The organism is Algoriphagus lutimaris (assembly GCF_017051705.1).
GTDB lineage: Bacteria > Bacteroidota > Bacteroidia > Cytophagales > Cyclobacteriaceae > Algoriphagus > Algoriphagus lutimaris.
Map to the genome: position 1 here is coordinate 112233 of NZ_JAFIDJ010000004.1, position 13500 is coordinate 125732.

Sequence of the window (13500 nt, forward strand, 5' to 3'; positions counted from 1 at the left end):
TTTTCTTTTAATGACCCAGTAACCAAAATACCTAGCTTATGACTCAAACCATCAACAAAAGTGCACTCTTCAATGCAAGTTGCTTCGCACTAATCACAACTGCCTTTACATTTGCTATTAGGGCAGGAATTTTACCCCAGTTAGGAGAACAATTCGGCCTAAATGGAGAACAATTGGGATTCATCAACTCTATGTGGTTCCTTGGGTTCCCTATTTCAATGATACTTGGAGGATTATTCTACCACGTTGTTGGACCCGCTAATATTATGCGGATCGCATTTGTAATGCACACTTTGGGGATTATTCTTACAATTTTCGCAGGCGGATACACAACTTTATTGTTATCGACACTATTTATTGGTTTTGGAAATGGATGTACTGAAGCTGCTTGTAATCCAATGATTGCAGATATGTATACCGGAGTCAAAATGAATAAAATGCTCAATAGATTTCATATGTGGTTTCCAGGTGGAATCGTAGTGGGAAGTTTGATTTCAAAGTTTATGACAGATTTCGGTGCCAGTTGGCAAATGCAAATGTGGATACTCATGATACCTACTATCATCTATGCAGTACTTTTCTTCGGCAAAACCTTCCCTAAGCCACATGAAGATGAAGCTATGTCTATTACTCAGAATCTAAAGGCAATGTTTTCACCAGTATTTATCTTCTTATTCATTGCAATGTCTCTAACTGCAATTTCAGAGTTTGGACCACAGCAATGGGTAGGATTAATTATGGGAGCTAGTGGAGCTAGTCCTATGTTGATACTGGCTTTAACCACAGGGGTAATGGCTGTCGCCAGATTCTTTGCAGGACCAGTAGTCAGCAAATTAGGCCAAACAGGAGTATTACTTGCAGGATCTATATTAGCTACTCTTGGTATTTATTTATTTAGTACAGTTACAGGGCCTTTAGCCTATGCTGCAGCTGTTATATTTGCTTTAGGAGTAGGCTATTTCTGGCCAGTAATGGTAGGCTCAGTAGCTCAAAGAGTTCCTTTAAGCGGTGCTTTAGGGATGTCAATCATTGGAGGTATAGGCATGTTTTCTACTGCAATATGGCAACCAGTAATTGGATCCTGGATTGATGGATCACTTGCTGAAAAATCAGCTGAAGGACTATCTGGTGAAGCCTTAGAATTAGCAGCAGGCCAAGCTACTCTTCAAAACATAATGTTATTCCCTGCGATATTAATTGTATTATTCACCATTTTCTATTTCTGGCAAAAAGGATCTAAACCAGTTACCGCAGTAGCACACTAAAATTTAAAGCAGCCTTCGGGCTGCTTTTTTTTGCTTTATTGGTTTCCGCATGAATAGGAAGTATATTCTTCTTTAAAAAGAGACCAAATCTTCCCCTCCTCATCTCGATAAGTAATACCTTCATACCTTTTTGACACTTCTATACCTCCTATGGTCTCAATCGTAGATCCATCTTTCAATGTGATCACACAAGGACCATCAAATTTTTGAATATCTACTAATTTAGTGTCTTCAAACAGGCTACAACCCATGAAAAGAAATAATAATGGGATAACTTTTTTCATTTATTCCTACAGAAATGCAAAGCTAAAATGATCAAAAAATAGTTCTTATAAAAACTGATTTCAATTTGGGAAATACATTAACTCCTCCTTCCACTGATTCAAGGATTTTCTTTTAGTAATTAAAATGAATTTACCAGGATTCACCACGATTACCATCGCGGACTGAAACCTCCTTTAACAGTTTTATTGGAAACAAAAAAAGCTCAACCGATATGGATGAGCTTTGTGACCTCGTCAGGATTCAAACCTGAAACCTCCTGAGCCGTAATCAGGTGCTCTATTCAGTTGAGCTACGAAGCCGAAATGGAATGCAAAGGTATTTATTTTTCTTTTTATTCCAAACAAGTACAAGGTAGAAAAAGATCTTTTTGTAAATTTAAACTTGATCACCACTTAAGAATAATTAAGACTAAAAACAGGGTAATTCCTAAAGGAATTCATATTTTTGCCCGCGATGAATTTGAAATTCAATCCTTATTTAATGAAAAAATTATACACTATTTTGTTCGCTTTGGTTTTATTCCAAACCGCTTTTGCTCAGGAAAAACCAAAAACTCCAATTGGAGGAAGACCAAATATTCCAAGCAACTTATCTTTTGAGTTCGGATTTAACCAATTAAACAACCGACCTGAGGACATGAGCCTGAACTTCTTTGGTTCCAGGACTTTCAATGTTTATTTCCAGCACCCGTTTAAAATATTTGGTGAAACTTCTGGATTTACATTCGATCCAGGTATTGGCTTTGGGACAGACAAATATGCTTTCAAAGATGGGAAAAACCTGTTTAACGATGAAACGAAAGGACCTGAATCCAGTGATCTAATTGAAGTAACAGAAGTATATGGAGAGAATATCCGTCTGGATAAAAACACCTTTGCGGCAAACTATATTGACTTTCCATTGGATTTAACATATCACTTCAATAAAACCAATCATTACAAAGGGTTCAGAGTTTCGATTGGAGCAAAGTTAGGTTTGCTTTATGAAGCACATTCTAAAATTAAATTCACTGATTCCGATGGTTTAGAAAGAAAAATCAAGGATTCACAGAACTATGGACTTGAGAAATTTAGATATGGATTGACCTTAAAAGCAGGATCGCCCGGTTTTTATGCCTGGATGTACTACGGATTGAATAAAACATTCCAAGAAGGAATGGGGCCGATTGGAACGGGAGCAACACAACTTAACTTTGGGGTTGCAGTCAATGTCTTCTAATCCAATTAATCATATCAAAAAAAGCCGGAAACTAAATCCGGCTTTTTTTATGCTATTTTTTTCGAGAAGGACCTCTTTAAAAATCAGGGGTAAATCAACTCAAACCCTAAAAAACAAATGATAAAGCCGTACAAAAAGCCTAAATAAATTTCCAGTGGTTTGTGTGCATTTAAATACAGTCTACAAGTAGCTACTAAGCCGGAGAGCACAATAACTCCCAATAATGGATATAATGCATCAAAGTTGGCAAATTTCAAGTTTAGCACAATAACTGTCGCCACTAAGCCCCCCAGTCCAGTCATATGCGCAGACATTTTCCAAAAAAATGTCACCAGCGTCAAACCTACAATTGAGACAGATATGATGCCTAATACCTGCCAAAGAATCGGATCCAATTCATTCTTATCATGTAGAAAATAAGTAGTCAATAAAAAATAGATGGTAGTCACAATAAATGGCACAATACGGTCCTTTATATCGACCATATGGATACTTTTTAAAGTACCACTCAGTCTTAAACCAAAAATAGTCACCATCGGTATGGCTAGGGTAGATAAGACAATTAAAAGGAAGATTCTGTTTTTAAAAACATCTGGAATACTGCTTGCCTCCGGCACTAAGTACAAGATCAATCCAAACACCAAAGTGGGGACTAGCAAAGGCTGAAAAACTACAGATACAAATAAAGCAATAAATCTAGGCACTAGAGTTCTTTTCTTAGTCTTGCAACCGGTATTTGAAGTTGTTCCCTATATTTTGCCACGGTCCTTCTCGCAATATTATACCCCTTTTTATTGAGCATCTTCACAAGCTTATCATCGGATAACGGCTTCTTCTTATCCTCCTGATCCACCATAGCCTGCAACACAGATTTCACTTCACGATTACTTACATCTTCCCCGCTATCTGTGGAAATTCCTTCCGAAAAGAAATATTTTAAAGGATATACTCCAAATTCTGTCTGAATAGCCTTACTGTTTGCTACACGAGATACGGTGGAAATATCCATATCTATTCTCTCTGCAATATCTTTTAGAATCATAGGACGAAGGTTAGTCTCATCTCCATCGATAAAAAATTCCTTTTGATAAGTAAGTATCGCTTCCATGGTCCTTAGCAAAGTGTTTTGTCGTTGCTTGATGGCATCAATAAACCATTTTGCTGCGTCTAATTTCTGCTTGACAAAAGAAACAGTCTCTTTGAGCTTCTTATCCTTCTTATCACTCTTGTCATACGCATCAAACATTTCAGAATAAGACCTTGAAATTCTAAGCTCGGGTGCATTTCTGGAATTTAGACTAATTTCCATTTTGCCGCCATTATTTGTCAGAATGAAATCAGGAATTATGTATTGGGTACGAACCAATCCATCCGCCACTCCTCCTGGCTTTGGGTTTAGTTTCGTAATAAGATTTACAGCTTCTTTCGTCTCCTCCTCAGTTAAATCACACTTCTTTTGAATTTTGGAGTAGTGCTTTTTTGTAAACTCATCAAAGCAGTCATGAATAATACGAAGAGCATGAATTACAGTAGGATCTTCTGGATGTTCTTTCCTTTCAAGCTGAAGAGTCAGACATTCCTGAAGATTTCTTGAAGCGATTCCAGCAGGGTCAAACCCTTGAATTTTTCTTAAAATCTCCTCCAGTTCATCGATATCTGTTTCAATATTTTGGCTAAATGCCAAGTCATTAATTATCGCATCTAAGTCTCTACGTATGTAGCCATCGTTTTCAATACTGCCAATCAATTGTTGCCCGATGATTCTTTGTCGATCATCCAACTTTAGAAAATTAAGCTGAGAAACTAATTGCTCATGCAAGGATGACTGACTGGAAATCGGGATTTCCCGATCTTCTTCATCAGGGCTATAATTCCCATCGCCTTGCATCTTATAACCTCCATATTCATCATCGAGGTAATCGTCAATGTTAACATCTCTATCATCCTGCACAGAATCTTCCTCGTAACTATCTTCAAAATCGTCTTGAGTACTATCTGAATCTTCATCCTTCCCTTCTTCCAGAGCAGGATTAATCTCCAACTCTTCCTCAATTCTAGTCTCCAATTCTGCAGTTGGCACCTGCAACAATTTGATAAATTGGATCTGTTGAGGAGAAAGTTTCTGTGAAAGTGACTGGCTAAGGTTTAGCTTTTGCATTAGAAATCAGATAAAACCAATATTTGGGTTCAAAAAAGGCCTTTTCAAGTGAAAAAGCCTCATACCCAAAGTTAGGAAAAACAAACAATTTTTTGATAAAAAGCTTATTTAATCGTTTTTTTGCATTCCACTTTACTATCATCGGAAATAGATATTTTCCTTAAATAAATTCTCCTAATGGCATTTAACAAACGGGTCAAAATCAAGACCATCCTGGATGAAAGTCCGATAGGTTCAGAAGTGACACTGATGGGCTGGGTACGCACTAAAAGAAGTAACAAGAATGTTTCATTCATCGCTCTTAATGATGGATCTACCATTACGAATTACCAAATAGTCGCAGACCCAAATGTGATCTCAGAAGACATCTTGAAAAACTGTGCTACAGGAGCTTGTCTTAAAGTTACCGGCAAGGTAGTGGAGTCCATGGGAGCTGGACAGGCTTCTGAATTGAATGCTAGTTCAATTGAAATATTGGGTAAGGCAGATCCTGAAAAATACCCTCTTCAGCCTAAAAAACATTCTCTTGAGTTTTTGAGAGAGATTGCACATCTGAGAATGAGAACCAATACCTTTGGCGCTGTTTTCAGAGTAAGACATGCCTTGGCTTTTGCGGTACATAAATATTTCAACGATAAAGGATTCTTCTATATCCATACACCAATCATCACCGCTTCGGATGCTGAAGGTGCCGGGGAAACTTTTAAAGTAACTACACTGGATCTCAAGAACCCTCCTTTAAACGAAGAAGGAGCGGTCGACTACTCGGAAGATTTCTTTGAAAGAGAGACCAACTTGACTGTTTCCGGTCAATTGGAAGGTGAATTAGCTGCTCTTGCTCTATCTGAGATTTATACCTTTGGACCTACTTTTAGAGCTGAAAATTCGAATACTGCCAGACACCTGGCTGAATTTTGGATGATCGAGCCTGAAATGGCATTCTATGACGCAGAAGACAACCAAGATCTCGCAGAAGACTTCTTAAAGTATGTCATCCAATATGCTTTGGATCATTGTGCGGAAGATCTCAAATTCTTGGATCAACGAGTTGCTGAAGAAGAAAAAGGAAAGCCTCAAGACCAAAGAAGTGAATTGGGATTACTTGATAAGTTGAAATTCGTGGTCGAAAATGACTTTGAAAGACTTACTTACACAGAGGCAATTAATATCCTTAGAAACTCCAAGCCCAACAAGAAAAAGAAATTCGCTTACCTTATTGATGAGTGGGGCGCAGATTTACAATCAGAGCACGAACGCTATTTAGTGGAAAAGCACTTTAAGAAGCCAGTAATATTGACGGATTATCCAAAGGAAATCAAATCCTTCTACATGCGTCAAAATGAGGACGGTAAAACTGTAGCAGCTATGGATATCCTATTCCCTGGAATTGGTGAAATTGTTGGAGGTTCTCAAAGAGAAGAAAGACTGGATGTACTAACTCAAAGAATGGAGGAAATGAATATTCCACAGGATGAAATGTGGTGGTATTTAGACACCAGAAGATTTGGTACTACCCCTCATGCAGGCTTTGGACTTGGATTTGAGCGAATGGTCTTGTTCGTAACAGGTATGAGCAATATCCGCGATGTGATTGCATTCCCTAGAACTCCTGGAAACGCAGAATTTTAATCATCACTCCCCGGCATATATGTCGGGGATTTTTTTGATTCCTTAAGTGACCATCTAGAAGGTCACCCAAAACAAAATGTACCTGTGAATGATAAAACTCGGGATGATAAACAACCCTAACAGGACACTTCTCCATATAGCACCTTTCAATTCTGTATTGCATCTTGCAAAACGTAAAGTGTTTTTTTCAATTCTTTTATTCGACAATCCCTTTATTGGGTAATCCTCTGAATTATTCTATTAATTCAAATTCCTCAAAACTTAGCTCAACTCACCACTTTTATCCTTCTGGCCAAAGGAATACAGAGTAAACTAAAGAAGATTGCTACATACCCCACTATATTGAAGTTGGTGAGTTCCCCAGCTGCGTTCTCCCCTATAATTACCCCTGCAATTAGCGACGCTAACCCAGTTGCCATTTGTTGGACTGCAGAATTAAAACTCAAAAAGCTACCCCTATTCTCAGGTTTCGCAGTTCCCGTAATCAAAGCTGCTGCAGGAACAAAACGACCATTGGAGGTCACAAAAAATAGTGTGGAAACCATTAAAACAAAAAAGATTGGAGTAACTCCCAAATGGGTAATAATTGCTATTGGAATTACATTCAAGGACATGAAAATGGTAAAAATCTTTAGTTTTCCATATTTATCTGAAAGTTTACCCACCCAAGGAGAAGTGAAAATAGTAAAGGCTCCCCCAGCCATATAAATGTAGGTCAATTGCATCTCGGTAAAGCCAATATTTGATACAGTATAGGGACTTAAGAAAGGGATAATCATAAACTGACCAAACATCATCATCACGGACAAGGAAATTGCCCTCATTTGATTGGAATCTCCTATAACCCGGGAAATTACCAACATGGGGTTGGGTCTCAAATATCCTTGATCTAAATGATCTCTGATCGATGGAATATACTTAAAAACCATCACCAGGCTCAACAAAGAAGTACCAGTAAGAATAAAAAATGGAGTATGCCAATTGGATAGACTTGCCAAAAACAAACCAAGTGGAACACCTAATACTGATGCTACAGAAAATGCAGCCATAACCAATCCCATGGCTCTCCCTCTTCTTTGATCAGGAATAACATCTCCTATAATTGCTAAAATCAAGGCGGAAGTAAGTCCACCGAAGAGTCCTGATAAAACTCTTGCAACTAATAATATAGAATAACTTGGAGATAATGCACAAGCTAATGTGGCCAAGGTAAAGCCCATATACACCCATAATAAGATCTTCTTTCTATCGAATCGATCGAGAAAAAACGCTCCAAAAAAACTTGAAATTCCTGCACTGAATGTGTAAGAAGAAACCAACAGACCAAATTCTCTTGGACTGATTTCAAATATTCTCATTAACTGTGGACCTAATGGCATCAAAATCATAAAATCCACGATATGGATAAAATTGATTAATGCTAAAGTCCAAAGAAGAAACTTTTCATTCTTCATAAAAGGGATGCATGAGGTAAATTATATAGACACAGAAAGCGTCTTATTCTAAGAGATATTTAGTTGGGCATAGGTCTCAGGAATTGCCTCAATCAAGTCAGAGGCAATTAGTCCCTTCCTCTTCTTGACTCCAGTAATTTCACCTGCCAACCCATGATGATACACCCCACAAATAGCAGCATTTTCAGGTTCATATCCCTGCCCCAAGTAGGAAGTAATCATTCCTGTCAACACATCTCCAGAACCACCAGTTGCCATATATTTGGTGCCGGAAGAATTAAAAATCTGTCTACCGTCTGGCAAAGAAATGACCGTATTAGCTCCTTTAAGAACGAGAATTAACTGGTGGGTAACCGAAAACTCTTTAGCCATTTCCAGTCGCTCCAAATGATCCTTTGCAGGACCTACTAGTCGGGAAAATTCACCTATATGTGGTGTTAAAATTGATTTCTTAGGAACAAGTTCAAGCAACTCCTTACTTCTTGCTAAAATATTCAAGCCATCCGCATCTATCACTACCGGACTTTTAAATTCCTTCAAAATCTGAGTCAATAAATGAACTCTTCCATCTTGCCCCCAACCTGGTCCTATCCCAACCGAATCGTAATATTCCAGATTTGCAATCAAGCCCCAAGAAGCCATGGCTTCAGGAACTGCTGTTTGGATGATATCTCTTTCTGAATCTTCGATATGGCAGGTAACAAGGCCAGTACCTGTTCTCAAAGCGCTTTTTGCACATAAAATCAATGCTCCCATTTTTCCAGGACTACCACCGGCAATTAAAATTTTCCCATAGTCACCTTTATAGGAAAACCGATGGAAAGATTTGTGAAGTGCAGGAATATCCTTTCTCTCTAAATAATAGAAGTTTGAATCAAAGCCTTTAGAGGTCCCTTCCTCAATCCCAATATCCACTAATACCAACTCTCCTACGTACTCAGCATTTTCAGGAAGTAGTAAAGACAATTTTGGAAAAGCAAAAGTAACGGTAAAGTCTGCTCTTACAGCTAAACCCTGGTGGATGGTTTCAGAGGGAAGACCACTTGGGAGATCTACCGAAACAACAGGGCCCGAGAACTCATTTATGTAATCAATGAATGGAATACTTGATTCCCTTAAAGACCCTGTAAGTCCGACTCCAAAATAACAATCAATCAGAACTAAATCACCTTTATACTTTAATTCCTTGAAATCGATTATTTGAATGGATTTAGGAAGCAATTCCCAATTGACTGACGCGTCGGGTGATAATTTACTTGGATCAGTAAAACAAAGAACCACAGACACTTGAACACCTTGATTTGTCAAAATCCTAGCGATTGCAAGTCCGTCTCCTCCATTATTTCCAGCTCCCACAAAAATCAACACCCCAAACTCTTTGAATTGATCTTGTGCTACATACCAATCCACAAACCCCAAGGCAGCCACTTCCATTAATTCTTGGCTAGACTGCCCGGATATTGAAATATGTTTAGCATCTAACTCTTTTACTTGAGCACCTTGAAGGATCTTTTTCATGGGAACAGAGATTAAGAAGCGTTTAATTGACTTTTAGGAATTGTAACTAATAGTAAGAAACCTAAACCTACGAGGAAAAAGATCCCTAAGGTCAAGGAACTGTTTCGCATACTTCCGGTAAGCTGTTCGATCACGCCATAAGAAAATGTCCCTAATACAATAGCCATTTTCTCGGTAACATCATAAAAGCTGAAATAAGAGGCGTGGTCCGTGGTAGATTCTGGAATCAATTTGGAAAAGGTAGACCTTGATAAAGATTGAATTCCTCCCATTACCAATCCTACGACAAAAGCCAAAGCAAAAAACTCATAAACTGTATACACATAATATGCTGCACCACAGATAAAGATCCAAATGATGACCATGATCACCAAACTGGATTTATTTCCATACTTCTTGGATAAAAAGGCAAAGAAATAACTTCCGATAATAGCCACAAACTGAATAATCAAAATGGTTAAGATCAATTGATCTCCAGGAAGCCCTAATTCCTTATCCCCAAAACTCGCTGCCAAATACATTACCGTTTGTACTCCCATCGAATAAAAGAAGAAAGAAGCGAGAAACTTATTCATGACTCCAATTTTCCTCACCTCAAAAAACACTTTACGGATTTCTTTATACCCCTTTGATAAAATCTCTCTTGTAACATTTTTCCCAAAAGGGTTTTTAGGCAACACATTAAAAGTAATCTGAGCAAATCCAGCCCACCAGACTCCAGTAATCAAAAAGGATAGTCGGGCAGCAATTCCACCATCAGGAATCATAAAGGCTTCAGGAAACTGAATCATCAATAAATTAAGAATCAGTAAAATCACCGACCCTATGTATCCCAATGCAAAGCCTTTTGCACTCAAAAAGTCATATTCTTTCTCCTCGGAAATTTCCGGTAAGTAGGCATTATAAAACACAATACTCCCAGCATATCCTATACTAGCAAGCACACTACATATGATTCCAAATTCAAGGTTACTCCCATCAAAGAAGAAAAGCCCTACGCAAGAGATAGCCCCTAAGTAGGCAAAGAATTTCATAAAGCTTAATTTCTTTCCAGTGGAATCAGCTATCCCTGACAATAATGGGGAGATCAAGGCAATGATTAGGAAGGAAAAGGAAATGGAATAAGAATACAGAACTGTATTGATCATTTCAAAACCAAAGAAATTCACTTTGTCACTACCATCGATTGCTTTGGTGACATTATTGTAATAAACCGGAAATATGGTAGAAGTGATTACCAGGCTATAAACAGAATTTGCCCAGTCATACATGGCCCAACCGTTTTGGACCTTCTTTTTATTTTGTAGTGTTGCTAGCATGGGGTAAACAAAAAAAGCTATCCCGGCATCGGGATAGCTTTAAATATACTGAATTGTTTCTATTTAGTCTTTTACAACTTTACCAACAGAAGCGTAAAGAACTCTTCTAGCATCCGCTTCTCTAAGTTCTGTTTGAACGTCAGAGATAGGACCCATTTTAACATCCTTATCCACTTTCATTGAAATTGTAATCCCTCCACGGTCCGCTTCAGGCAATGCATCTCTTTCTTGGTTCACCCACTGAACAATTTCGTCAGTTGACATCAAGGCATCGTTAGCTTGAACTCTTGGTTCAGTTCCGTACAATGATGTATTCTTAGGCTTACCAATGAAGATGTAAGAAATCAATGTTTTCTTTTGCAATTTCTGAAGCTGAGTAGCTTGAGGAATTTTTTGCTCAACCAATATCTCCTGATCTCTTAACACGGTAGTTACCATGAAGAAGAAAAGAAGCATGAAGATAATATCCGGCAACGCCGAGGTTGGGATATTCTCAGAGACTTTATTTTTCTTACCGAACTTTCCCATATTAATTGCTTCCTAGTTTATCTGGTTCTGCGATGGAAATTTGCATTGCAATGCCTTCTTTTCCTTTGTCTATAAGCGCTTGTTCTGCGTCATCTTTACCACTAAGAGCTCTATACTCGTCAGTTGACAAGTTTGCTCTAGTTGCATAGATATCGAAGTAAGCCTTTTTCACCAAATCCAATACTTCAAGATACTTTTCGTAGCTAGTACCTCTATTTGTTTTGATGGAAACAACAGCTTCACTTGGATAGTCAGAAGATTCAGGATTTCTAGCTGCCTCTGCTTGAAGAGAAGCTGGCAAAGAATTGTAAAGAGCAACTGCTTCTTCATCCGGCGCGCCGAAATTCAATACAAATGCTTTAACATCCTTATCAAGACCATCGGCACTTTCTCTGTATTCTCCTTCTACAAGAAGATCATCGTTCGCGTTGACAAGAATGGTGTAGATGTTACGCTCATTCTTTTGAATGTCTGGTGGCGGAACGTTAGGATCCACTTTTGGAGGGAGTACATTCAAGATACCCTTATCCGATGCAATAGTAGTAGTGACGAGAAAGAAGATCAGGAGCAAGAAAGCTATGTCAGCCATAGAACCTGCATTGACCTCCTGAGCCATTCTATTTTTCTTTCTAGCCATATTACTTTATCGCTTTGTTTAGTTCAGTTACTACGATTCCAGCTAATGCTGAGATCGCAAGTATGTACGTAGTGATAAGCATTCCTCCCACTAACTTAGATCCATCTGCGGTTAAGTTGAAAGGTTCTGCTTCAAATTTTGGAAGTACTTCGTCGCTAGAAACAGAGTAAGCGATGAAGAACAACACCAAGATGCCAACGATACCCACTATTGTCTTCAACAAACTCTTAGGATCATTCAAAGAGTTGATTAAAGGCATTACAATAGAAGCGAAAGCTCCAATCGCAATTAGCAAGTAACTACCGTATAATAAAATGTCATAAGTATCCATAATGTAGCTTTCTTCGGGGTTAACTTAAATAATTGAAACTCAAATTTTGACGGCTTACTTACCAGTCAATTTGTGCTTCACCAAGATGTCCACCAAAGTGATAGAAGCATCTTCCATATCGTTAACCAAAGAGTCAATTTTAGCGACACAGTAGTTGTAGAACAACTGAAGGATAATCGCTACGATCAAACCCGCTACTGTAGTCAAAAGGGCAATTTTAATACCACCTGCCACAAGAGATGGAGAGATATCACCAGCTGCCTCGATAGAGTCGAATGCACCGATCATACCAATTACAGTACCCATGAAACCCAACATTGGAGCAAGAGAGATGAAAAGAGAGATCCAAACTAGACCTTTTTCCAATCTACCCATTTCAACGGATCCATAAGCAATGATGGACTTCTCAACCATTTCGATACCCTCAGAGTATCTCATAAGTCCTTGAGTAAAGATTGAAGCTACAGGGCCTTTGGTGTTTCTAGTAACATCCTTAGCTGCTTCAACTCCACCTGAAGACAAAGCATCTTCAACTTTTGCCAACAATTTCTTGGTGTTGGTCGTAGAAAGGTTCAAAGTAATGATTCTTTCGATAGCTACAGCAAGACCTAAGATCAAACAGATCAATACTGGAGTCATATACAAAGGATCACCTTCGATAAACTTGTCTTTAACTACTTGGTGGAAGCTTTGCTCCTCAACGATGATCTCGTCATCAATGATTGTTGGTGATGCAGCAGGTTCTTCTGCTACAGGAGCCATTTCTTCTTGAGCTGCAGAATCAGCTGCTGCTTCTTGTGCGTTTGCGAAAACAGGAACAAACATGATACCTGCAAGCATGAACAAAGCGATTAACTTTCTCATAATTTGATTTTTAAATAGACTTTTGATAAAGGTTAAATGGTTTCTACACTAAAATCGAGTTTTAAAGTTATCATTTTTTAATTTCAAAAAACAATGGACTCTTTTAGATTTTTTGGAAAAATCCTGCTTTTAAAGCGGAATTGGGGCAATTATTACACGAGCGGAAAATATTCCTTTGAACTGTCATAGGCTTCTAATTCGCCATTTAAAGGTCAGAATAGTCCATTTTCAAGTGTTAATTCATTCCAAAACAATCTCTTAAGCCCTTTGCGTCAGTCAGATAGACAAAGAAAA

13 protein-coding genes and 1 tRNA gene are annotated in these 13500 nt (G+C 38.3%); 3 read left to right on the forward strand and 11 right to left on the reverse strand.

What is annotated here, in order from left to right; translation table 11 throughout:
* Positions 1–38 precede the first annotated feature (38 nt).
* Entirely contained in the window at positions 39–1265 is a 1227-nt protein-coding gene (locus tag JYB62_RS18895) for an MFS transporter (RefSeq protein ID WP_205646967.1), read from the forward strand.
* A gap of 35 nt (positions 1266–1300) precedes the next feature.
* Here JYB62_RS18895 and JYB62_RS18900 read toward each other — a convergent pair whose 3' ends face one another.
* Both JYB62_RS18900 and JYB62_RS18905 read right to left on the reverse strand, forming a co-directional pair.
* On the reverse strand, positions 1301–1549 hold the full coding sequence (locus JYB62_RS18900; RefSeq protein WP_205646968.1) for a YgdI/YgdR family lipoprotein: 249 nt from the start codon (positions 1547–1549) through the stop codon (positions 1301–1303).
* 226 nt (positions 1550–1775) lie between these two features.
* Positions 1776–1849 (reverse strand) — tRNA-Arg (locus tag JYB62_RS18905).
* 181 nt (positions 1850–2030) lie between these two features.
* On the opposite strand from JYB62_RS18905, the gene JYB62_RS18910 reads away from it, so the two are divergent.
* Positions 2031–2768, forward strand: coding sequence for a porin family protein (locus JYB62_RS18910; protein ID WP_205646969.1), 738 nt, complete (start codon positions 2031–2033; stop codon positions 2766–2768).
* An 83-nt stretch (positions 2769–2851) separates the two neighbouring features.
* Here JYB62_RS18910 and JYB62_RS18915 read toward each other — a convergent pair whose 3' ends face one another.
* Together JYB62_RS18915 and rpoN are read right to left on the reverse strand one after the other, a co-directional pair.
* Positions 2852–3472 carry a PA-phosphatase gene (locus JYB62_RS18915; RefSeq protein ID WP_205646970.1) on the reverse strand — a complete coding sequence of 207 codons (621 nt, stop codon included), beginning with the start codon at positions 3470–3472 and terminating at the stop codon, positions 2852–2854.
* On the reverse strand, positions 3472–4926 hold the full coding sequence (rpoN, locus tag JYB62_RS18920) for an RNA polymerase factor sigma-54 (RefSeq protein WP_205646971.1): 1455 nt from the start codon (positions 4924–4926) through the stop codon (positions 3472–3474). The genes JYB62_RS18915 and rpoN overlap by 1 nt, the downstream gene beginning before the upstream one ends.
* A gap of 177 nt (positions 4927–5103) precedes the next feature.
* On the opposite strand from rpoN, the gene asnS reads away from it, so the two are divergent.
* Complete coding sequence (gene asnS / locus JYB62_RS18925) at positions 5104–6555, forward strand: asparagine--tRNA ligase (RefSeq protein ID WP_205646972.1); 1452 nt, start codon at positions 5104–5106, stop codon at positions 6553–6555.
* A gap of 266 nt (positions 6556–6821) precedes the next feature.
* On the opposite strand, the gene JYB62_RS18930 is transcribed toward asnS, so the two are convergent.
* The 7 genes from JYB62_RS18930 to JYB62_RS18960 form a co-directional block, all read right to left on the reverse strand.
* On the reverse strand, positions 6822–8009 hold the full coding sequence (locus tag JYB62_RS18930) for an MFS transporter (RefSeq protein WP_205646973.1): 1188 nt from the start codon (positions 8007–8009) through the stop codon (positions 6822–6824).
* A gap of 48 nt (positions 8010–8057) precedes the next feature.
* Complete coding sequence (locus JYB62_RS18935) at positions 8058–9527, reverse strand: NAD(P)H-hydrate dehydratase (protein ID WP_205646974.1); 1470 nt, start codon at positions 9525–9527, stop codon at positions 8058–8060.
* Between the two features lie 11 nt (positions 9528–9538).
* Positions 9539–10846 (reverse strand): MFS transporter, encoded by a 1308-nt coding sequence (locus JYB62_RS18940; protein WP_205646975.1) that lies wholly within the window; start codon positions 10844–10846, stop codon positions 9539–9541.
* A gap of 63 nt (positions 10847–10909) precedes the next feature.
* A complete protein-coding gene (locus tag JYB62_RS18945) occupies positions 10910–11374 on the reverse strand; it encodes an ExbD/TolR family protein (protein WP_074226283.1) in 465 nt (154 codons plus the stop codon).
* Position 11375: 1 nt separating this feature from the next.
* Entirely contained in the window at positions 11376–12011 is a 636-nt protein-coding gene (locus JYB62_RS18950; RefSeq protein ID WP_074226282.1) for an ExbD/TolR family protein, read from the reverse strand.
* Position 12012: 1 nt separating this feature from the next.
* Positions 12013–12342 (reverse strand): hypothetical protein, encoded by a 330-nt coding sequence (locus tag JYB62_RS18955; protein WP_205646976.1) that lies wholly within the window; start codon positions 12340–12342, stop codon positions 12013–12015.
* A 54-nt stretch (positions 12343–12396) separates the two neighbouring features.
* Positions 12397–13206 (reverse strand): MotA/TolQ/ExbB proton channel family protein, encoded by an 810-nt coding sequence (locus JYB62_RS18960; RefSeq protein WP_205646977.1) that lies wholly within the window; start codon positions 13204–13206, stop codon positions 12397–12399.
* Positions 13207–13500: the final 294 nt, after the last annotated feature.